Annotated in this window: 19 protein-coding genes; 10 read left to right on the top strand and 9 right to left on the bottom strand. The window is 34.4% G+C overall.

What is annotated here, in order from left to right:
- Positions 1 to 79: 79 nt before the first annotated feature.
- The 6 genes from Q3Y49_RS15175 (at position 80) to Q3Y49_RS15200 (ending at position 6,083) form a co-directional block, all read left to right on the top strand.
- On the top strand, positions 80 to 1,324 hold the full coding sequence (locus Q3Y49_RS15175) for a sterol desaturase family protein (protein ID WP_303269302.1): 1,245 nt from the start codon (positions 80 to 82) through the stop codon (positions 1,322 to 1,324).
- Positions 1,321 to 1,698, top strand: coding sequence for a hypothetical protein (locus Q3Y49_RS15180; protein ID WP_303269303.1), 378 nt, complete (start codon positions 1,321 to 1,323; stop codon positions 1,696 to 1,698). Before Q3Y49_RS15175 ends, Q3Y49_RS15180 begins: the two co-directional genes overlap by 4 nt.
- A 41-nt stretch (positions 1,699 to 1,739) precedes the next feature.
- Complete coding sequence (locus Q3Y49_RS15185) at positions 1,740 to 4,061, top strand: PAS domain-containing protein (protein ID WP_303269305.1); 2,322 nt, start codon at positions 1,740 to 1,742, stop codon at positions 4,059 to 4,061.
- Positions 4,062 to 4,134: 73 nt separating this feature from the next.
- Positions 4,135 to 4,350 carry a DUF2191 domain-containing protein gene (locus Q3Y49_RS15190; RefSeq protein ID WP_303269307.1) on the top strand — a complete coding sequence of 72 codons (216 nt, stop codon included), beginning with the start codon at positions 4,135 to 4,137 and terminating at the stop codon, positions 4,348 to 4,350.
- A complete protein-coding gene (locus Q3Y49_RS15195) occupies positions 4,347 to 4,718 on the top strand; it encodes a PIN domain-containing protein (protein WP_303269309.1) in 372 nt (123 codons plus the stop codon). The genes Q3Y49_RS15190 and Q3Y49_RS15195 overlap by 4 nt, the downstream gene beginning before the upstream one ends.
- Positions 4,719 to 4,724: 6 nt before the next feature.
- Positions 4,725 to 6,083 (top strand): transglutaminase family protein, encoded by a 1,359-nt coding sequence (locus Q3Y49_RS15200; protein ID WP_303269311.1) that lies wholly within the window; start codon positions 4,725 to 4,727, stop codon positions 6,081 to 6,083.
- Positions 6,084 to 6,277: 194 nt separating this feature from the next.
- On the opposite strand, the gene Q3Y49_RS15205 is transcribed toward Q3Y49_RS15200, so the two are convergent.
- Positions 6,278 to 6,757 carry a hypothetical protein gene (locus Q3Y49_RS15205; RefSeq protein WP_303269313.1) on the bottom strand — a complete coding sequence of 160 codons (480 nt, stop codon included), beginning with the start codon at positions 6,755 to 6,757 and terminating at the stop codon, positions 6,278 to 6,280.
- A gap of 116 nt (positions 6,758 to 6,873) precedes the next feature.
- On the opposite strand from Q3Y49_RS15205, the gene Q3Y49_RS15210 reads away from it, so the two are divergent.
- The gene (locus tag Q3Y49_RS15210) at positions 6,874 to 7,227 is read left to right on the top strand and encodes an arsenate reductase family protein (RefSeq protein ID WP_303269315.1); all 354 of its coding nucleotides are present in this window, start codon (positions 6,874 to 6,876) and stop codon (positions 7,225 to 7,227) included.
- Between the two features lie 6 nt (positions 7,228 to 7,233).
- Here the strand turns inward: Q3Y49_RS15210 and Q3Y49_RS15215 are convergent, their stop codons facing one another.
- The 7 genes from Q3Y49_RS15215 to Q3Y49_RS15245 form a co-directional block, all read right to left on the bottom strand.
- Positions 7,234 to 7,722, bottom strand: coding sequence for a hypothetical protein (locus tag Q3Y49_RS15215; RefSeq protein WP_303269317.1), 489 nt, complete (start codon positions 7,720 to 7,722; stop codon positions 7,234 to 7,236).
- 4 nt (positions 7,723 to 7,726) lie between these two features.
- Entirely contained in the window at positions 7,727 to 10,078 is a 2,352-nt protein-coding gene (locus Q3Y49_RS15220; RefSeq protein ID WP_303269319.1) for a TonB-dependent receptor, read from the bottom strand.
- Positions 10,079 to 10,095: 17 nt separating this feature from the next.
- Positions 10,096 to 10,752, bottom strand: coding sequence for a ribulose-phosphate 3-epimerase (gene rpe, locus Q3Y49_RS15225; RefSeq protein ID WP_303269320.1), 657 nt, complete (start codon positions 10,750 to 10,752; stop codon positions 10,096 to 10,098).
- 35 nt (positions 10,753 to 10,787) lie between these two features.
- The gene (locus tag Q3Y49_RS15230) at positions 10,788 to 11,699 is read right to left on the bottom strand and encodes an ROK family protein (protein ID WP_303269322.1); all 912 of its coding nucleotides are present in this window, start codon (positions 11,697 to 11,699) and stop codon (positions 10,788 to 10,790) included.
- Between the two features lie 124 nt (positions 11,700 to 11,823).
- Positions 11,824 to 14,274, bottom strand: a complete 2,451-nt coding sequence (locus Q3Y49_RS15235) for a TonB-dependent receptor (RefSeq protein WP_303269323.1) — start codon at positions 14,272 to 14,274, stop codon at positions 11,824 to 11,826.
- A 170-nt stretch (positions 14,275 to 14,444) separates the two neighbouring features.
- Entirely contained in the window at positions 14,445 to 15,698 is a 1,254-nt protein-coding gene (locus Q3Y49_RS15240; protein ID WP_303269324.1) for a sensor histidine kinase, read from the bottom strand.
- A gap of 1 nt (position 15,699) precedes the next feature.
- Positions 15,700 to 16,377, bottom strand: a complete 678-nt coding sequence (locus Q3Y49_RS15245) for a response regulator transcription factor (RefSeq protein ID WP_303269325.1) — start codon at positions 16,375 to 16,377, stop codon at positions 15,700 to 15,702.
- A 206-nt stretch (positions 16,378 to 16,583) separates the two neighbouring features.
- On the opposite strand from Q3Y49_RS15245, the gene Q3Y49_RS15250 reads away from it, so the two are divergent.
- The 3 genes from Q3Y49_RS15250 to Q3Y49_RS15260 all read left to right on the top strand — a co-directional run bounded on the left by Q3Y49_RS15250 (position 16,584) and on the right by Q3Y49_RS15260 (position 21,702).
- Entirely contained in the window at positions 16,584 to 20,492 is a 3,909-nt protein-coding gene (locus tag Q3Y49_RS15250) for a PAS domain-containing hybrid sensor histidine kinase/response regulator (protein WP_303269326.1), read from the top strand.
- Between the two features lie 336 nt (positions 20,493 to 20,828).
- A complete protein-coding gene (locus Q3Y49_RS15255; protein WP_303269337.1) occupies positions 20,829 to 21,095 on the top strand; it encodes an HAD family hydrolase in 267 nt (88 codons plus the stop codon).
- A gap of 277 nt (positions 21,096 to 21,372) precedes the next feature.
- Positions 21,373 to 21,702 (top strand): thioredoxin family protein, encoded by a 330-nt coding sequence (locus Q3Y49_RS15260; RefSeq protein WP_303269339.1) that lies wholly within the window; start codon positions 21,373 to 21,375, stop codon positions 21,700 to 21,702.
- A gap of 79 nt (positions 21,703 to 21,781) precedes the next feature.
- Here the strand turns inward: Q3Y49_RS15260 and Q3Y49_RS15265 are convergent, their stop codons facing one another.
- Complete coding sequence (locus tag Q3Y49_RS15265; protein ID WP_303269341.1) at positions 21,782 to 23,086, bottom strand: amidohydrolase family protein; 1,305 nt, start codon at positions 23,084 to 23,086, stop codon at positions 21,782 to 21,784.
- Between the last annotated feature and the right edge of the window lie 4 nt (positions 23,087 to 23,090).

Below are 23,090 nucleotides of genomic sequence, written 5' to 3' on the forward strand. Positions count from 1 at the left end.
TCGAGGAAGTTTTTATTCAAAATGTTATATTTCGCAACGAAGCAATTTTTATTATTGTTTTAGGTATAAATTAACTAAAATGGATTTTAACCCAATCATATTATCAATCCCTATCTATTTTGCCCTCATTGGGATTGAATTACTCATTCAAGCAGTGAAAAGGTATAGAATTTATAGGCTAAATGATGCAATTACCAACATTAGCTGTGGAATAACCCAGCAAGTCACAGGCATCTTTTTCAAAGTACTTAGTGTAGCAGCTTATCAATGGGTATTCGAAAATTTTGCATTATTCTCTATTGCCCCAACCTGGTATAATTTGATATTACTGTTTATTCTGGCTGATTTCTTTTATTATTGGGCCCATCGGAAAAGTCACGAAATCAATTTGTTCTGGGGTGGGCATGTAGTACATCACCAAAGCGAAGATTACAACTTCTCTGTGGCTTTAAGGCAAGGTTCTTTCCAAATTATCTGGACATTTTTCTTCTATTTTCCATTAGCCATACTTGGTTTTGACACTTTAAGTTTTGTATTAATGTCTGGCTTGGTAACCGTTTATCAATTTTGGATTCATACTGAAACCATAAGGAAGATGGGAGTTTTTGAATTAATTTTCAACACACCTTCTCACCACCGAGTCCATCATGGTAGAAATCCCAAGTACATTGATAAAAATCATGCAGGAGTTTTTATTATTTGGGATAAAATGTTTGGGACTTTTCAAAAAGAGGAGGAAAAGCCTACGTATGGAATAACAAAGCAAACTGCAAGTTGGAATCCTGTTTGGGTAAATTTACAGCACTATGTAGAGATGAGTAAAGGTATCAGGCAAATGAAAGGAATAAAAAATAAACTTAAATATATTTTTTACAAACCTGGTTGGCGGCCCAAAGAAATGGGTGGTCAAATGCCGATTCCTGCAGTTGATCCTGAACATGATCAAAAGTTTGATAAGCAAGCATCTGGTGCATTTAGTCTATACGTTTTAGTTCAATACATCATTATTTTGGGTGGCACTGCCCTATTCCTCTTTACTGCTGACAATTTTAATACTTGGGAGCAAATATTAGCCGTTGCGTTAATTATTTTAGGAGTTACAAGTTTGGGCGTAGTCCTTGAGGAAAAAAAGTATTCCTTCGCTTTAGAAATATTTAGAGTATTACTTACGCCAATAGTAATCGTATTTGTCCTTCTTCCTGTAATAGGGAAGGCAATAATGATAGCAATATTAGCTTATGGACTACTTTCATTTGCCTCATTAATATTTATAAAGAAATCATATTCAACTGTCGAACAACCTACTTCAAAAACAATTTTATGAACTTAAGTCGCATAATCGCATTTGCTGTTTTACTTTTTATAGTTGCATGTGGAAAATTACCTGAACTAAAAAATATAGACCTCAAAAATTGGAAAGATGATAAGGACGGCTGTCTAGAATATAGAATTGAAGTGATCAGCGATTTGCTTGATCAAAAAGAAGAATTGAAAGGACTGTCACAAAATGAAGTGATTGACTTATTAGGTGCTGCTGACAAGCATCAACTATATGAAAGAAGCCAGAAATTTTTTATCTATTATTTAGAGCCTAACGAAAATTGTGCAAAATACTCGGAAGGTTATGTAAAAGCTTTATATATTCGTTTTAATTCATTAGATCAAGCAGTTGATTTTAATGTTCAAGAAGTGAAATAAAACATAAATTGATTTTTTAAACTCAACAATAACAGTTTATCATGGCAAATTGGAGAAGAAAATTGTACAACTGGAAAATTAGAAATTTAGCCTACTCAATGGGCTTTGGCATTATACTTCTAGTTTGTGCTATTTATTTGGTGATATCTAAAACGGGAGTAGATCACCAAAGTATCTTAAGAACAAAAACCCTGGCCAATTTAGATAATATCAGCCTACCCTTAGCACCTCAATATATAGCTGAGAACAAAGAAAATATTGGGTCCAACATTAGAGCCATAGAAAAAATCTTGTTTGCCTATTCAAAAGGAGGTCAATTGGGCCAAGAAGAAACAGAAGTGAAAATTCAAGCTGAAGTAAAGTCTGCAGTTGACGATTTGATAAAATATTGGAACCCTTTAAAAAAAGAACTTTATAAAATTCAAGATGGTGAAAACTCTATTGAAGGGGCTCGATCGGAATTGGAAAAAAAATATGCTGCATTTCTAAAAGAGCAGCAAAAACTTAAAAAGGTAGTAGAAAAAGTAAACAGTGAAGAAGAAAAAGATAAAGCTTTCTACACTATTCTTTTATTTATTTACATTTTATTATTGAGCTCCTTTATTTACTGGATAATAAAATATTTGATTCTCAATCCCATTTATAAAATATCGCTGTCTGCGAGAGAATTAGCAAAAGGAAATTTAACTGAAAAAATAAATTACAATAGCAAAAATGAGTTAGGATACATTGCCCAGAACATTAATTCAATGGCTGAAATCCTAGAAAACGCAACTGATTTCACCACACAAATAGGTGAAGGAAAACTAGATGCAAAATATCATGGATTAGCTGAAGACCACGACAATTCTTTAGCTACCTCTCTACTGCAAATGCGAGAGAAAATGCAAGAATCAGCAAAAGCAGAGAAAGAACGAAGTTGGGTGAATGAAGGCCTTGCAAAATTTGCTGATATTTTGAGAAATAATAATGACAATATAGAAGAGCTATCCTACCAAATCATCTCCAATTTGGTGAAATTTATGGAAGCCAATCAAGGCGCACTGTTTGTTTTAACGGAGCCAGATGATGAAAATGAGGAACCTAAAATCGTTTTGGAATCAGCCTACGCATATCAGAGAAGGAAGAGAATTAAACAAGAAATTTCAATTGGTGAAGGATTAGTAGGACAATCTGTGCAAGAAGGTGATAAGCTATACCTAACTGAGGTCCCTGAAGATTATATCGAAATTAAATCTGGTTTGGGGGAAACTCTTCCACGCTGTGTTTTAATTGTACCATTAAAAATCAATGACGTTACCAAGGGAGTAGTTGAAATAGCCTCAATACAGCAAATCCCTCCCTATAAAATTGATTTCGTTGAAAAATTAGGTGAAAATATTGCTTCCACCATTGCCAATACCAAAACCAATGAACGTACCAAAAAGCTCTTGATGGAATCTCAAGAGATGACAGAACAAATGCGTTCGCAAGAAGAGGAAATGCGTCAGAACATGGAAGAAATGGAAGCAACGCAAGAAGAAATGGGCAGAGCTCAGACCGAAATGGCGGAAAAAGAGGCTAATCTGAATGCATTAATAAATAATACTACTGATTCCATAATCCTTATTGACTCTGATTATAAAATCATTTTGATGAATGACGTGATTAAAAACAGATACAAAGGGACCCAATACGAACAAATGAAAGAAGGTAGCAATGCCCTTGACATGCTTGGAGAGGTGAGAAATGAATGGAAAGCATACTATGACAGGGTTTTCAAAGGCGAATTTCTTTCCTTCACTATCAAAAGTAGTGTGCAAGGTGAGGATTCCTATCGTCATTATGACATCCACCCTATCAAACAGAAAGATGGTACAATAACTGGTGCATCTGTATTCTCGCGTGATATTACCAAAGAGAAACAATTGGAAATGCAACGTGAAGAAAATGCTGAAAAATTAGCGCAACGGGAATTTGTATTAAATGGTATGATCAATAATACAGATGACACTTTCTTTGCGATCAATACCAATTATGAAATTCTTGTAGTTAATGAGGTCTTAAAAAACAGATTTAAAGAATCAGGAGTCGAATTGAAGGCTGGTTTAAGCATTTTAAGTATTTTGCCCAAAGAACAACTTGAAAAATGGAAAGCCCGCTACGACAAAGCTCTTGCAGGTGAAAAATTGAGAATTGAGGAAATTAGGGAATTAAAAACTGGTAATCTAACCATTGAAACTCGATGTGAACCTATTTATAATGATGAAGGTGCAGTGATTGGCGTCTCAACTGTTTCAAGAGATATTACAGAACTCAAAAAAGCGCAAGAAGCAAAAGAAAATCTTCAAAAAGAGTTAGATAAGATAAAAAGTAAAAAATAATCAGCTGCAGATAGATTTTGAGTATACGATACGTGATCGTATATTTTCAGTTGTAATCAAATTACTATAAATTATGAAAGTAACTGCCATAATTCCAGACGAGCTGATCAATAAAGTAAAGTTAAAAAGTGGTGGCAAAAACATCACTGAAAGCTTGATTATAGCTCTCACGGAGTATCTTAAGGAAAAGAACGTTGATGACCTTATTGATCAAGTCAATGAAAAACCTTTGGTTTGGAATGATCAGTACACGGCAGATGGAATACGTAAAATAAATAGAAGCAGATGATTTTAGTGGATACTTCCGTTTGGATTGAATATTTGAAAGGAAACGAACACTATAGAAATATCTTACCCAAATATTTAATAGAAAAACATGTAATAGCCATTAGTGCTGTTTTTGGAGAACTACTCCAAGGAGTCAAGAACTCAAGGGAACATAAGATCATCATGGGCTTCTGGGAAAGTTTACTTAAAATAAATGAAGAAGCACTATTCCTTGAAGCCGGTAAACTTTCTCATGAGTATAAACTTTACAATGCTGTAGTTGGTTTAATTGATACTTATTTATTAGCAGCGGCTCTTAATAATGATCTTGCCCTTTGGAGCTTAGATAGCAAATTAACTGAAGCCATTGACATTATTGAAAACAAATAAAATTTAATGCTTAAAATTACGACATTCCTACTCATCTTTTCTTTGTTATTCACCTCGTGCCAAACTAGTGAAGAAAAACAATCCACCGGCACAGAAAAGAAATCTGCGTCAACGCCAAAAGTTGATATAGCGGATATTGAATTGGGAATCAGATCCTATATTGACAGCAAAACCAAAGAAATGGATGGTTATTTCCATTTAAGAGATGACAACAAGGAATTAAGGTTAAAACTGGTACGGGTCCATACAGAATATCTCTCCAATCTTGGCCCAAACCGACATTTCGCTTGCGTGGATTTAGCTGATGAAAACGGAGACGTATATGATGTAGATTTCTTTTTGGAGGGACCTTCAGGTGCGATGGATGTTACAGAAACAACAGTACATAAATTAAACGGTCGGCCATTCTATAGTTGGAAGCAAAAGTCCGACAAGACTTGGCACAGAGTCCCTATGGAAAATGCCTCCAATGAATTATTAGGGATAGTGGAAGGCGAAGATGAATTTGAATTTTATTACGAGACCCAACTACCCAAAATTCAAACTGATGCCAAGGTCTGGATTCCAATAGCACAATCTGACAAATTTCAAGAAATTGAAATTGTGGACATGCAAATCCCTGATGAGAATGAAATTTTGACTGAAACAGCATACGGTAATAAAATATTGTTCTTAAGCCTCAATTCTGACCATAGTAATCAACAGCTAAAGATTACTTACCATGTAAAGAGAAAAGAGAAAGGTGCCTACTCAGAAAAAAATCCAGATTTAAATAGATATTTAAGTGAAAATATTCTAATGCCCGTTGGAAATACTAGGTTTAATGAGATAGTAGCAGAAGCACTAGAAGGGAAAGAAAACCAAAGCGATCTTGTCCACGCTAGAGCTATCTATGATTACATAATTGACAATATGCGCTACGCAAAAAACAAGAAGTACGGGACCGGTGATGCCGTATATGCATGCGATTCAAAAACAGGGAATTGCACTGAATTTCACTCCCTATTTATTTCTTTAGCCAGAACAGCCAATATTCCTGCTCGATTTGCAATTGGAGCTGGGATTCCATCCGACAGAGATGAAGGTGGAATAGACGGGTATCATTGTTGGGCCGAATTTTATGCAGATGAAAAATGGTGGCCAGTCGATATCAGCGAAGGCAATAAGTACACCGCTCTAGCTACCTACTATTTTGGTAGACATCCCGCAAATAGAATTGAATTTACGAAAGGAAGAGATTTGAAATTTGAGCCTGCACCTCAGTCGAGTCCTGTAAAATTCATGGCCTACCCAATTTTTGAAGTTGACGGTGAAAGTATTGTTAGCAATGCGAAATTTAGCTTTAATCGTCTGAACACAAAATAAATTCAGATAGAAGAATTTACGAAGGAAACGGAAAGAGACTTTTGAGGCTAACAAGTGCTAAAGGATTTTTCAGAGTGTTATCAATTCTCATTTGGCTTTTAGAAAAGCAGCATCACTGTAATTCAAACTTTCAAAAACAAAAAAGCCACTTTAAATTAATAAAGTGGCTCTATAAAAAGTCTTAATCTATATAATTAAGCATCTGCTTCAACAGGTGCAATTCTATTTAGTACTTCTTCATATTTAGCTTTCAAATCTGGATCAACAGAAAGAGTAGATTTAATAGTTTTGTATTTTTGAACGCCTATCATACCTTTTACCAAAGTGTTTAGTGCATCTTTAATAGCATCAATTTTTTCTTCTTGCTCTTTCACAAGTAGCCCCATAAACTTGATTTCAAATTCATTAGCTCCTAATTCCTTTAATTTAGCTTCATTATCTCCAGCACCTTTCAATTCATTATATCTTTTACCATCAAAGCCTTCCTGCTCTTCAATTAAACCTTGAATAGCGGGTCCAACCTCTGCTTTCATTTGTTCTACAACTTGCACCACTAATGCAAAATTATACAAATCCTTGTCCGTAATTTCTGAATCTTGCGCTATTGCAACATTAGAATTTAATAATACTAATGCAGCTAAAGCCAACATTCCTTGTCTCACTATTCTTTTCATAATTGTTAATATATTTGATTTTTTGAATTGATTACATATTATAGAAACCCGAATTAACGCTTTTTGTTGGCATGACGCAAATTTTTTGCTTATTTTATCATCAAAAAGTAACAAATATGAGAAAAGTCGTGTATTATCTAAGCTCTTGTGACACTTGTAAGAAAATTATGGGACAACTGGACTTAGAAAGTTTCGATAGAATTGACATTAAGAACAACCCACTTACTGAGCCTCAGCTACTTGAATTATATGCGATTACTGAATCATACGAGGAACTATTTAACAAAAGGGCTATAAAATTTCGTCAACAAGGCTTAAATAAAGAGGAATTGACTGAAAATAAATACAAAAAGCTTTTACTGGAAGAATATACTTTTCTTAAAAGACCCGTATTTTTAATTAATGGTGAACTTTTTCTTGGGAATGCTAAAAAAACTGTGGAGCAACTCGTAGAGAGACTAGGGAAATAGATCAACTCAATTTTTGATGTATTTTTTTATTGTGGTGGTATCCTCCCATAAGGTTATTCCATTTAAATCTTTGAGCTGTACTTGTAAAACATAATCAATATAATTCTGGTCTGCATTTATAAATTCCTCAGCTGTAATTGCCCCAGTTACTTGAAACTCTGCAGATTTGCGATCACCTTTTTCAATGAGATTTAGCGAAGGATCATCATGTATATACTTTGAGAAAAACTTTTCTAGTGATTCTCCACCCCCTTTAAAATTGCTTTCGAAGGAGTCTATTTCTACTCGTGGAATTAAATCAAATTGAGCTTTATGATTTTTTAACCAAGTCGATGCTAATAGATTATTATACAATTCATTTGTAGCGATCTCCGCATCTGTATCATTCCATCTCCCACTTAAGTCAATATCATCCTGACTGTCTGTTTTCAATACTTTTTGTGTACTGCATGAGGAAAGAATCACAAAGGATAGAAGAAAGAATGTATATTTCATATTTTTAGAATTTAACAATACCTTTTAGGTTCAAAAACCTTGCCGATAACGAATTAGGTACAGCAAATGTTTGAGCATTCACATCCTCTATCCATGAATAGGAAATTGTGTTACTAACCCCCAGCACATTCAAAACATCTAAGCCTAACCAGAAAGAATCAATATACTGCAGATCTTTAAGTTTACCCCCCATAAACTGCTTTGAAAAACCTACATCCATCCTTCTGTACCATTCCCCTGTAAAGATATTTCTGCTGTCTAAGCTATTGGGTGGGCCAAATGGAAGTCCTGAGCCTATTTGCAATTTTAAATTTACTTTTAAAGTTGGATCATTGATGAAGTTGTCTTGAAAAAAGACTGATGCAGTCACTCTTTGATCAGTTGGTCTTCTGATATATCCTCGACTGTCTTCATCAACATTCTCCTTAGTAGACAAAAAACCAAGACTAAACCAAGATTCCATATCTGGAATAAAATTCCCACTAAATCTAAAATCTGCCCCATAGGCATAGCCATCAGCAGAAAGTTCAGGTCTGTATCGTAACCTGATATTATCTACATCAAATGGAATAATATTGTATAAGTATTTATAGTAAACAGCTGAATTTATTTGGAAGGGTCTTTCCCAAATTTTCAAATTTTTTGAATAGGTACCTACAAAATGCAAAGCAGATTGCGCCCTAACATCTGGTGTGATATTTCCAAAAAAATCTCTTAATTCCCTATAAAACGGATACTGGCGGTAAAGCCCCATGGAAAAATTGAACTGACCACTTTTATCAGGATGTAAAATCAATTGATATTGAACTCGTGGACTAACTAGCCATTCCCCAGTGTTTGATCCATAGTTCAATCGTAAGCCTGAATTTAAGGATTGTCGGCTAGTTATTTCCCACTCATGTTGCACATAAACATTAGCAAAATCAGCCACTAAGTTATTTTCTTGCTTTACCACTCTATTAACATGTGCAAAATCAGCAGAATCCCTGAATTCAAACTCATCTAAATAGTCATTTACAAACTGTCTCTTATATTCGACCCCAAATGCAAGTAGGTGCTCTTTCTGAATCTGCCAGTCATTGCGAATTATAGCTTGTGCAACTTGGGCATATAGAAAATTCCGAGCATAATTATAGTTAGCTCCAATCCCCCTAAGACTTATACATTCATCAAAAGTATCGGAAGAAAAATCTCTATCTACATCGCACAACCTATAAAAGCCTTCCGTATTAATATATTCGTACTCTGATGTGGAAAAAGCAGATAAAATTACCGAAGTCCTGAAATTGTCCGTAAATAAATGGCGTAATCTTGCACCTCCCTGAAAGCTACTATAGCTTAAGGACTCTGCTCCTTCATAAGCTACAAAAAATCTTAACTTTTGCTGAAATGAGCCAAAATCGGTTTCCCTTGAGGCAGGTTCAATACGATAATCATTTTGAGCAATAACTGCCAATAAATCCAGAGTTGTTTTATCAGAAAAACGGTAATTGTAGAATGCTTGAAAATCCAAAAACCTTGGCAAGTATTCTCCTGCAGTTTCAAAGGTATTAAACAGATATTTGGCATTCTTATATCTTAACCCAAGTAATAAATTATCATTTTCGTTAAATTGAGTGGATACATAGCCTGAGGCACCCAGTAATCCTAAATTAATATTACCTTCTGTTTCTTCGGTTTGTTTGTAATCAATTAGAAGATTACTAGATAATTTATCTCCATATTTTGCCTCCCATCCACCAGCTGAAAACTCTACATTGCCCACAAGGTCAGGATTAATGAAACTTAGACCTTCCTGTTGCCCAGCTCGCACAAGGAAAGGTCTGTAGATTTCCATTCCATTTACATATACTAGATTTTCATCGAAATTTCCGCCTCTAACAGCATAGGAACTACTCAATTCATTATTGGAAACAACCCCAGGCAAAGTTGTAAGTAATTGATTAAATTCATTAAAGGGAGTCGCTGTTTCATTTATAGAAAGAGGTTCAATTTTTTGCAAACCGTTTCTTGGCAAATTATTGGTTTGTCCACTTACGTCCACCTGTTGAAGTAAAAGATTATCCACTTCCATTTGAATCACAATAGAGTCTTCTGAATCTATATTTATACTTTGATTTATGAAGCTCACGTGTGAAATTCTTAAACTGTACTCGCTAGAATTAGGAACTTTCAAAGTAAAAAAACCCAGACTATCAGTTTGGGTATTAAATTCAGAATTAATTAATTCAATGCTTGCAGAGGCAATTCCCTCATTGTTTCTTGCATCCACTACCCTACCGTTTAAGTGCTGACTTTGCCCGTAGGTTAAAATAGGTATTGATAATGTTAGAATTAGAATAAAGATTGGACGCATGTACTGCCAGCTATTTTTCAGAAAGAAACGTCTTTAAGCTCTTGTATAGTATGTATTGGATTTTCTGATTTAAATACAAAATTTCCAGCCACTAACACATCAGCACCCGCTTGCAATAATTTAGGGGCATTCTCAATATTTACACCACCATCTATTTCGATTAAGGTAGTAGCATTTTGATCAGCTATTAATTCTTTTAATTGGCGAACCTTTGTATAAGTTTGCTCAATAAATTTTTGTCCCCCAAAGCCAGGGTTCACGGACATCATACAGACTAAATCCGTATCCTGAATCACATTTTCCAATAAAGACACATTTGTATGCGGATTGATGGCCACGCCTGCTCTTAAACCTAAATCTCTAATGCTTTGCAGAGTTCTATGTAAATGAGGGCTAGCTTCGTAGTGAACTGAAATGGTTGCAGCACCTGCATCATGAAAAGCTTGAATATAATTTTCAGGCTTCTCAATCATCAAATGTACGTCTAACGGCTTTTTAGCATGTTTGTAGATAGCTTCACAAACTGGCAATCCAAATGAAATATTGGGAACGAAAACACCATCCATGATATCAACATGGATATAATCTGCTTGGCTTTCATTCAACATTTCCACATCTCTTTGCAAATTAGCAAAGTCTGCGGCTAAAACTGAAGGGGCTATTAAATGACTCATTTGACAAAGATATAAAAATTGAATTTACCCACCACTTATGCAGTTAAAAAAGCAGCCCCAAAAACTCCAGCACTATCACCTAATTTCGGTTTCACAATAGGTGTTTTCAAGTCTGGGTTAAATGTGAATTTTTGTACTGACTCAATTCCTTCATCATACAGATAAGGTATATTCCCAACGCCACCACCAATAATAATTACATCAGGGTCAATGACATTTACTATAACTGCTAAGCCTTTTCCAAAGAAATGAATTAATCGTTCATATGTTTTTTGTGCATATTCATCTTCTGATCGATCAGCCATAATATCCTTTAGCTTTTTATTCACTCCGGAATTTTTTTTATAAAATCTCTCCAAAGCTTTGCCAGCCAATATGGTTTCCACACATCCATGTTTTCCGCAATAGCAGTCCTCTCCATCTTCATCCAAAAATATATGGCCCCACTCACCTGCTATGCCATGCTTTCCATTCCAAACTTTCCCGTTTATAACCAATCCGCCTCCCACTCCAGAGCCCATAATAACACCAAAAACTACCTCTGCATTAGGAAATTTCTCTTTTACGATACCCATTTGTGTTTCTGCAACTGCAAAGCAGTTTGCATCATTAGCTATAAAAACAGGAATCCCTAAAAGTTCAATTAAATCTTTGTGAAGAGTTTGCTTATTAAGATTGGTGGAGTTGCTATTTTTTAACAACCCAGTTTCAGGATCTGTTGAACCTGGAGTGCCGATACCAATCGAATATGGTCTAAATCCTATTTCCTCTGCCATTTGGTCAACTAATAATCGGATCTTTTCTTTGATATGTTCATAGCCCTGTTCTGCTTCTGTAGCCACTCTCCTTCTCAGCAAAACATCAGGCTCTGCTTTAGATTTTAAAACTACTCCTTCAATTTTTGTACCTCCTAAATCAATACCCCAAAGTGCCTTCGACTGCGTCATTTCACCAAATTTTTGTTGAAATCTAATATGGGATTATAATCTAAATTTTGGAAGAGAATATGAAATAAAAAAGGCACGAAATCAAATTTCGCACCTTTTAAAACTAAATTATAACCAAATTCTTCTAATACTCGTCTCCACCACCTTCGAATTCACCACCTTCTCTATTCCCTTCCTTTTTCTTTTTATTAGAATTAATTCTATAATCAAAAGAAAGTGTTACTGTCGTGGTTCTCCATTGAAATTCAGAATCATAAAAGAAATCTTCTCCGACTGTGGTTGTTCTCCATTTTCTAGAGTTTAATAAATCCCTCACATTAAGAGCTAAGGTTCCCTTATTATTCAAAACCTCTTTGCTAAAGCCTAAATCAACCATATAGAATGCTTTTCGAGTTCCTTGTGTAGTTTGTTGGGGAGCTCTATAAAATGCACTTAATTGCATATTAAAATCATTACTGAACGACATTTGAGAAGTAGCTCTACCTGATGCAGTAAAGGTTTCAGCAGAGAAAACTTGCTCGTTTACTACACCATAGGTTTCTGAATAAAAAACATTTAAGTTTCCATTCAATCTCCACCAATCATTTAAATCATGAGAATAATTATTTTCTATCCCAATGGAATTGCGTTCTGCCAAATTCTGTGGCTGTGCATAAGTAATACCATCAATCACAGTGTTTATTCGTTCTGTTACTCCAGTAGTCCTTCTGTAGTACAATCCGCTGTATAGTGTAGCATCACTAAAATTATTCACTAAACCTACCTCATAGGAATCCGTGAATTCCGGGTTTAAGTTTGGATTCCCTATTCTTATATTTCTATCATCGTTAAAGTTTGAAAAAGGATTCAAAGACCTAAATCCCGGACGGTCAAACCGTCTGCTGTAGCTGGCTTGCAATGAATGTAATTTATTGAATTCATAAGTCATAAAAACGCTCGGGAACAAGTTTAAATAATCTCTTGCGTTTGTGGTATCGACAGGAGATTTTAAGCGTGTACTAATGTCTGTTAACTCTGCTCGCAAGCCTATTTGATACGTAAACTTATTAAGTTCACTATTATAAATTGCGTACAAAGCATGTACATCTTCATTATAAATGAAATCGTTAGTAAAATCACTTAAAATACTATCTGCTTCTTGCCCTTCTACTTCTTGAGTAACCTCATATTCATTAGTAATAGTTCTTAAAGTACTTCTCCACCCTGCTTCGAATGACCTATTTTCACCAATTGGTTTAACGTAATTAGCTTGTAGTAGAATATTTTCGGAAAATTCATTGATCAATGACCTTTGCTGAATGCTGTCTACAAATTGATTTTGAGAAATTACAAACCTTTCATTTCTCAAATCTGAGTCTTCGGTTTCCGTATTGTTCCTGTACTGAATATCAGCTGTCAATTTATGTTCATCGTTACCACCAAAGGTTTTAGTGAAATTCAGCTCATATTCCAGAACCTCTTCATCTTCTTTTTCATCCTGAATTCGAACAGAGCGCCTTACCAACTCACGAGTGCTGCGGTCAATTCCATCATAATCGTCATAAAAATTGTTACTTAAATTATTTTCATCTGAAATTCTATACAAGAATGATCCAGTAACTGTTGTGCTCTCATCAAAACTATAATCTAAACCAAATCTAGCATTTTGTGATATCCCACTTCTTTCTCTTTGACGATCCACGTAAGTAGAATAGGTAGTATCTTCAGGAGTAAATTCTTGATCAATGTAACCACCGCCAAAATTTTCTCTGTAAGTTATTCCATAAGCTCCAAAGAGATTAAGGCTACCCTTTCTATAATTAAGATTACTATTTATTCCACCTATATATGGATATCCCAGATTAGTACTTACACTCCCATTAAAACCACCCTTCTTCTCTTTTTTCATAATGATATTGATAATCCCGGCATTGCCTTCTGCTTCATATCTTGCTGATGGATTTGTAATAACCTCAACCCTTTCAATCATGTCCGCTTGAATTTGTCTTAATGCGGAACCCCCACTAATTCCGACTAATCCGGAAGGTCGTCCATCGATTAAAATTCTAACATTTCCACTACCTCTGAGTGAAACATTTCCTTCAATATCAACGGTCACACTAGGGAGATTATCTAATAACGATTCTGCATTACTTCCAATATTACTAAGATCTTCTCCTACGTTAAAAACTCTTTTGTCCAACTTCATTTCCATTTGCGGTCTTCTGGCCACAACCTCTACTTCTGAAAGTTGATTTACATCTTCACTTAGTTCAATAGTTCCAAAATCGATTGTACTTGTATTTGCTACTAATTTTCTATTAATAGTCTGATAAGAAATAAACTGAATTCTTAGATTGTATTCTCCGCTTTCGACCTGAAACTGGAAAACACCAGATTCTGGAGTTACTGTTCCAGTAACAATCTCATCATTTGCATCCAAAACACTTACATTTGCATAAGCTAATGGCTCCTTAGTTTTAGCATCTACCAACTTTCCGCTCACGCTTGTAGTCTGCGCCCAAGCTGAATGGGAACCTAAACTGATTAGAATTAGAATAAATAATTTAAGAGTATTATTTCTCACGTTTTGCATTTTTTTGCTTTTCAACCTTTATTTTAAGACAAAATTAGGTTCCAAATCTGAAGAAAATTTGAATTTCCCATAATCAGAACAAAATTTTAATGTTGATACAAGTATTTTTGATTGATTATTGTTTGAAGCTTTTAAACAAATAGGTGGAATAGAAATTTAAATGGTGATAATCAGCTTTCTATGGTGATTTGGTGAAGCTGTTCCTTATTGATATAATTAATTTTCAATCCACTCACCTTACAGATTTTTTGAATGATGGCTAAACCCAATCCTAAGGAAGAACTACTTTGATTTCCTTTTTTGAAACGTGCAAATAGCAATTCCGGCTTGTGACTTAATGGTTTACCTGAATTCTCAATAATCAATTGATTTTTTTCTAGATAAATCTTAATAAACCCATTTTCAACTAAATTGTGCTTTATTGCATTATTTAACAGATTGGTTACAAGGATTTCGAGCAGCACAGGATGAATATTCCACCGCACATCTTCATCAATCTTTTTACTAAAATTGATCCCCTTTAGATAGATCAATTCCTCGTACTCGTCAATAAAGTCTTCCAAAGTGATACTGACCTCAACACTTTCCTTCTGTTCGAATTCTTGATTGTCAATTTTTGCTAGAAGTGTTAAAGTATTTCCCAGTTTAGATAAATTAGTTAAACTCTTTGATGCCTCTAACACTAATTTCTTTTGTTCTTGATCCAAGTTACCTTCTTGAAGGAGTTCAAGTTTTCCCTTAGCAATACTTATAGGAGTCTGTATTTCATGACTGGCATTTTCTGTAAACTCCTTTAGTGATTGATAATCTGCCATCACTTTCTGTGACATTTGATCAATAAATTCATTTAGTCTCTTAAACTCCTTAGTATCCGTACTAGGTAATATAAATGATTCGTTTTCTTTAATGTCAAATTTCTTAATTGCGGAAAGTGTAGCTTCAAAAGGTTTCAGCAGTCGTCTAGACAGTAACCAGCTTCCCAGCAAAACTACTGTCAGCAAAAGGATATAGGTTTTTACTAAGGATTCTACTATCCCATCAACGATATCATCTTGCTCAATAATAATATCATACAGAATGATTTTGTAAAACCGCCCTTCAATTTTCTTACCAACTTCTAATTTATTGTGTTGTTCTGGCCTTTCTAAGGTACTGTGGTGAACTATGGTGTCTGAAAAAATGACATTATTTATTGCAATAGAATCTTCCTGAGGCAAAATGATGACCTTATCGCGTATTATATCTTTGGTAGGTTGTCTTCTTTCAATATATTTTTCTGTAGAACTCAGTCGCTCTTGCAAAAACCAACGCTCTTCTTTCTTAACTTCATTAGATATAATTTGAATAGTCACTATACCCCCTATCACAAAAACAATAAATGATAGTCCAAGAAATATTAATACTATTTTGGTGATTAGTCGCATTTTATAAAGTTCTAAGCTTATAACCCATCCCATAAACTGTTTCCAGTATATCTGTCCCTGTAGCTTTCTGAATTTTTTTTCTTAAATTTTTTATATGCTGATAAACAAAGTCAAAAGAATCGCTTTGGTCAATAAAATCACCCCAAAGATGTTCCGCAATGTTTTGCTTAGTGAGCACTCTTTTTGAATTATTGGCAAAGAACAAAAGCATCTCGTATTCTTTTTTTGTTAAGTCAAGTTTTTGGTCTTCTACACTGACCTCCTTCTTTCCCGTGTCAATAAATATCTTACCAAGCTCAATCATGTTACTGCTTTCTTGCTTTCGAGTTCGGTAGATGGCCTTCAAACGTGAAGCTAACTCCAATAAATGGAATGGCTTACCTAAGTAATCATCCGCCCCCGCATCAAGGCCTCTTACTTTATCGTCAATGGAGTTTTTAGCTGACAGGATTAATGTTCCAATACTTTTCCGGTCTGCTCTTATTGAATATAATAGATCCATACCATTTCCATCGGGTAGCATTAAATCGATAATGACAATATCGTATTCATAAGCGGCCAATTTATCAGTAGCTGTAAAAAAATCTGGCGCAACACTAGTTTGAAAACCTTCATTTTTAAGGTATTCTTGGATATTTTTAGCCAATTCTAGTTGATCTTCAACAATTAAAACCTTCATAAGTTAAATGGTAGCAATTAAATGCTATTTAAACCCAATATAAAAACATATTTTCTGGAAATTTCAAAAGTACTGTTCAATTCTGAAGTAAATCTGAAGATATTTAAGAAACAGTTTTTATATACACTTGCAGTCAATGAAAATTAATGCCTGAAACAATTGACTAATTAAAAATAAAGTATGAATTTAAGGACAGAATGGGGGAAATGGAAAATCAAAATCAATCTATTGCTAGTGAATTAAAAGATAGTAACCAAAGATTATTAGAAGCACAGCAATTAGCAAAAATTGGCAGTTGGGAAATCAATGTAGATTCTGGGATGATACAGTGGTCTCCGGTTGTATATGATATCTTTGAATGTACGCCCGACTCTTACAAACCAACCCTTAGCTCTTATAAAAAGTTTGTGCATCCTGATGATGAAGAAAAAGTAACTAAAGAAGATATACATGCATTTAAAACTGGTTATTTTAATCTGATCCATCGAGTAATTACTAAAAAAGGAAATGTTAAATATGTCCATCAGATTGCCTCACAAATAAAAAAGGGGAAGGGAATTATTTTCAGAGGCACAATTCAAGATGTTACTCAACTTAAAGAAACTGAACAAGCCTTATCAATAGAAAAGAAGAGATTAGATATAATCATTTCTAGCAGCAACCTCGGCACTTATGACTGGGATAAGAAAAAAGGGCTATACTTCTACAATGAGTACTATGCCAATATCTTAGGTTATACTAAAGATGAACTTACAACTTTAAGATTAGAGGAATGGATACAATCCGTTCATCCTGATGACCTAGCTGAGATGCGGAATTACTTGATAGCCCGTCAAGGTCAAGCCGTTATCAAATATGAATTTGAGGTTCGCTTAAGACACAAACTTGGTCATTGGGTTTGGGTTTTAAATAACGGTCAAGTAGAGAACTTATCTGACAATTTAGTACCCTCTGAGCATTCTGGAATCATTATCGACATTTCAGAAAGAAAAATGGCTCAAATAGAGTTAGACAGAACTAAAGCTCTCTTGCAACAAACAAATGAAATTACCAAAACCGGTGGTTGGAGTTGGAATCTAAAGACTGGTAAAATCGATTGGACGCAGAATACCAGAAGTATTTGTGAAGTTGGAGAAAATTACCAACCTAATTACGAAGAAATTTTCAATTTTCTTTACGATAAAAGTAAAATCCCCTATTTAAAATCTAAAATTGAAGCAAGTTTTGAGCTTAGAGAAAAGTTTGAAATTGAAACGCAATTACTGTCAGGTAAAGGCAGGAAGTTTTGGGTCAAAATCATAGGCATTCCGGAAATACAACAAAATACACTTCATAGACTTTACGGAACCGTACAAAACATTGAGGAACAAAAGCATAATGAATTTCAGCTCAATGAAAAAACTAAACAGTACAATGAACTGGTAGAAAATATTCCCATCGGGGTTTATAAATTAAATAGAAAAGGAGAATTAAATTACATGAGTCCTCCTTTCAAAAACATTATTGGCATTGGTAATAGAGAAATTGACACTGATGAGTTTGCAACGGAAATTGTCCATCCTGATGATTTGGAATACTTCTTAAAAGCAAACAACGATGCACTCGAAAATTATCAATATTTTAATTTAGAATTCAGAATTATTGCAAAGGGTAAAACCAAATGGGTCAAAGCAACATCACAGCCCAATCAAGATTTGGAAGGAAATTGGTATTGGTTCGGTACACTTTCCGATATTACTTTTCGAAAAAGTACCGAAATAAAAATCCAAGAAAATGAAAAGCAGTTGCAAAATATCATCAGTTCGATGACAGAAGCATTGCTTTTCTACGATAAAGACGGAATTATTAGGTCGATGAATGATAGCGCAGCTCAAATCTTAGACCTTCAGAAATCTGATGTGGTGGGGAACAGCCTCAGCAAAACTATTATTAAATTATTAGATGAAAATGGAAATGAATTAAAGTCGGAAGGGCATCCGGTAGGGATCGCTTTGAAAGAAAAAAAGTCTTTTAATGATATTAGGGTTCAATTATTTAATATTCGAACAAAAAAAACAATTTGGATTGCTGCTAACATCAAAATAGTCGATGAGGTAGATACTTATTGGGCTTTGGTCACTTTTAATGATATCACAGACCGAGTTAAGTCAGAAAAGCAATTGCTTGAGGCTAAAAAACTGGCTGAATCTGCTAATAAAGCAAAATCTACCTTCTTGGCTAATATGAGTCATGAGATTAGAACTCCATTGAATGGCGTCATTGGTTTTTCAGATTTATTAAGAAACACCAACCTCAACAAATTACAGGCTGATTACACCAAGCATATTTATAATTCAGCTCATTCTCTATTGGGAATCATTAATGATATTTTGGATTTTTCAAAAATTGAGGCCGGCAAATTGAGCTTGCAGTATGAAGAAATCAACGGGTTGAAATTAGTTGAGTCCGCTGCCGCCTTTATCACTTATCAAAGCTCGCAGAAGAATATCGAATTAGTCATTGATTACCAAACTGAAGTGCCACACTTTTTTCAAGCCGATGAACTTAGACTAAGACAAATCCTAATTAATTTGTTGGGGAATGCTATTAAGTTTACTGAAAAAGGTACAATTTTATTAAGAGTTGGTATGAAGAACAAATCCAATCATTTGCGTTTTGAAGTAATTGATACAGGTATTGGCATCAATAAAGAACAGCAAAAGAACATCTTTAGTGCATTTGAACAAGCAGATGTATCCACTACGAGAAAATTTGGAGGATCTGGCTTGGGGCTTACTATTTCCAATAAATTATTAAAAATGATGGGCAGTAAGCTGAAATTGAAAAGTGAACCCAAGCAGGGAAGTAATTTCTTTTTTGACATTAGATTAACTGAAAAAGATGTTAGTAAAAAAAGGTGGACCGATAAAGTAGAATTCAAAAATATTCAAAAAGTTCTGTTGGTCGATGATAACTTATTTCTTAGTAAATCTTTAAGAGACTTTCTCCAAATGTTTGGTTTGGATGTCTTGGTCAAATCATCAGCAATTGAAGCGCATAAAACAATTGTACAAAAACAGAACTTAGATCTTCTAATCATTGATGAGGAAATGGATAATATCGATGGTATTGAGCTCCTAACAATGCTTAAAGAAAAGAAAATGATAGATACTACTCCAATAATCATTCTTCATAAACATATAGATAGCAAGATTTTTATTTCACAATATATTGATGATGACAACATCTACAAAGTACCCAAGCCGGTTGTTAATAGCGAATTAATAGAAGCTATCCAAAACATTGAAAAAGGTATAGAAGGGCCAGAAAGCCCTGAACCTAAGAGTATAGAAAAAAATATTCTAGAAGAAAGTATGCAGCTCAAGAAGATCCTTGTTGCGGAAGATAATGAAGTAAATAAGTTCCTGATAACTCGCATATTAGAGAACGTATTGCCACAAAGTGAATTAATTCATGCCGAAAATGGGGAAATTGCTGTAGATCGATATAAAAAAGATAAACCCGATTTAATCTTAATGGATATTCAAATGCCAGTTATGAGCGGAATAGAAGCAACAGAAATTATACGTGCTTACGAAAAGTCTGGAGAAAGGACCCCTATCATTGCCCTTTCGGCAGGGGTATTGAAGGAAGAAAAAGAAAATGCTTTAAAAGCTGGGATTGATGATTTTCTTGAAAAGCCTTTGATTCAAGAGGATTTAATTAATGCGTTGAAAAAATTGAAATTTGAGGGTAAAATAAATGAAATTAGGAAAATTGATGGTGAAAATAATATTCAAAAATTCAATAAAAATGACTTACTCAAAAGGTTAAATCACAATGAGGAGCATTATGTGAGTTTCATTAATTTAGCAGTACAAAATTTACAAACATTTGAAAGGCAAATTAATGAAACCATAGAAATTGAAAATATACTAGCTCTTCGGACTGTTTTGCATAAATTAAAAGGTACAGCCTTAGCAGCATGTTTCGAAAATCTGGCATTGCTGATTGACCAATTCGATAGACCTAGTTTTTATAATCAGCAGGTAACTCAATACATGAAGTCTAAAATTTTGCCTGAACTGAATAAGGTGATTGATATTTTAAATCATGAAGTAAATCAAGGTAAATAAGCTGCAATTCTTGATGTAAACGAAACTATATTGAAGTGAGATATAATCCAGTCTGCTATTCATTATATTTTTCAAAACGAAGTTCCTTTTAGTATGTGGTTATCAACTTTTTTAGTTATTTCAATGGTAGAACCAATTGGTAATAGTTAACATAGGTTTTGTGAAATCGCATAAGCTACTTAAAAATGACTGTCCCAAAAAATGGGAGTTCCCTTTAAGAATGAATAGATAACTTCTAAACTTATATCACTGATCCAGCTACCTGCTAATCTTACACTTGAAACTGGACTTTGCATCCGCAAAACAAAAGGATCTAATCAATTCTTATAGGATCAGATGACCTGCTCTGGATTAAAGAAATATTTTAATGATCTTTTTACTTTTAAGCTACAAGCTAATACTTATCATCATGTTTTAAATGAAATGAATTTTAAAGTTGAAGGTACTCTGAGGATAACTTCTCACCCATGGAATATTGCAGGCGTAGAAGCAGTTGGAATACATACTGCTTTTATTGAAAGAAAGGGACAAATTTATTATCCATTAATGGATACAGAAGATATTCAAGTAAATGATTTAACAGTCCTGGCTGAGAATCTTTAAAATGAAAATATTCCTTTTCCCTAAAAACATACCCATGAAAATTTATTTTCTATTAATACTTTTGGTATTTATATTTTAAATAACCCAATTTTTAAGACATAAACAGTGCAAAGCTTTCGATAAGAAAAACACACTAAAACCTATCTTAGAATTTTCACATTATAAAATGATCAACTTGGATCATTTATCACATCCCTCCTATTTTAAATTCAAATTTCAACGAAACAAAGATTACCGTTTGATGGTATTTAAGGTTTGTAAAATAAATTTTTAAGCTATGATAGAAAAAGTAACTGATATTAATTTAGAGGAGATGTTAAAAAAGCATGACAAGGTGGTCATTAAGTTTTATGCAGACTGGTGTGGGGTATGCAAAGCATTTGCACCTCAGTTCAGGAAAATGGCCGAAGATGCAAATGATGGTATCAAATTTCTTGAGGTGAATGCTCCCGACAATCCAAAGTCAAGATTATCTGCTGGAGTGTACAGCCTACCTTTTTTTGCTACATATGAAAATGGTGAGTTAAAAGAAAAAATTTCCAGTTCAGATCGAAATGCAGTGCAGGCATTAATTAACAACATTCAATCGACTCCTGAATTAAACTAAAAGAATTCATTTTCAGCGGGTTATAAATAAAAAAACCGGCACAAACCGGTTTTTCTCTATTCTTATATTACGTCCATCTCTATTCCTGACCGTATTTATCTTTAAATTTTTGGTATAATCGTTGTTGATGAGCTTCCAAAGTAACTCTTCTGCCCTCAACAAAGACGAATTCAGGTTGATTGCCATCCATATCTAAAATATCTCCCTTAGAAACTACAATAGAAGCAATTTTACCATCTTCCAAACTGCCTATCTGATCATCGACCCCCATGATTTCTGCCGGATTCAAAGTCACCATTTTCAAAGCTTCTTCTTTTCCTAAGCCGTATGCAGCTGCAGTTCCTACACTAAATGGCAAATTTCTAACTTGCATGACTTCACCCCATTGTCCAATAGCTACTTTTATGCCAGCCTTGTGCAATAAATTTGGTAATTGGTAAGGCATATCCACTGGGTCAACAGTTCTGCTTGGTAATCTAAGCGTTTCTTCCAAAATTACTGGAATCTCATTTTCTTTTAAGAATTCTTTAACATAAAAAGACTCATCTCCACCTACCAAAACTATTTTCTTCACCCCCATTTCCATGGCAAACTGAATAGATTGAATAATTTCTTTAGCTCGATCAGTATGAATATAAAGGCTTTTGGAACCATCAAACAAGCCTTTCATAGCTTCCAACTTTAAGTTTTTGGTTTCTGGAGCATCCATTTCATTATAAGATTTTGCATCTTTAAAAAAGGACTTCACTTCCTCATAGTCCTGATTATAGTCTTCATTCTCTTTCCATTCCGTTTCACCTAACCACCATCTCGGATATCTTAATTTCGAGGGCCAATTTAAGTGTATACCTTCATCGTTACGAAGAACTGCATCTTCCCAGTTCCAAGCATCCAAATCCATAACTGAGCTACTACCAGAAATTCTCCCACCACGTGGAGTAGTTTGCGCATAAAGAACACCATTAAATCGCGTGGTTGGTATGATCTCAGAGTCTGTATTGTATGCAATCAATGCTCTAACATTAGGATTAAAATCTCCTGTTTCATCTTGATCTCTAGTAGCTCTAACGGCCGCAATTTCCTCCAATCCTATAATAGTATTACTAGCGATCAAGCCTGGATAAACATGCATACCTTCTGCATTTATGACCTGATAACCAGATAAATCCAATCGTACCGTAGTAGCATCTGCTACATTAGTGATTACTCCATTTTCGAATGTGATGACTGAATTTTCTATTACTTCTCCGTTACCAATGTGCGCATATGCATTCATAATAGCGATCGGCTCAGTTTGATGTTCTCCTGGTGCAGGTACTTGAGCAATAGCCGCGAAGCTTACTACACTCAGTACAAATACTTTTATATATTTCAATATCTTCATTTCA

The sequence above is a fragment of the Marivirga harenae genome (assembly GCF_030534335.1).
Taxonomy (GTDB): domain Bacteria; phylum Bacteroidota; class Bacteroidia; order Cytophagales; family Cyclobacteriaceae; genus Marivirga; species Marivirga harenae.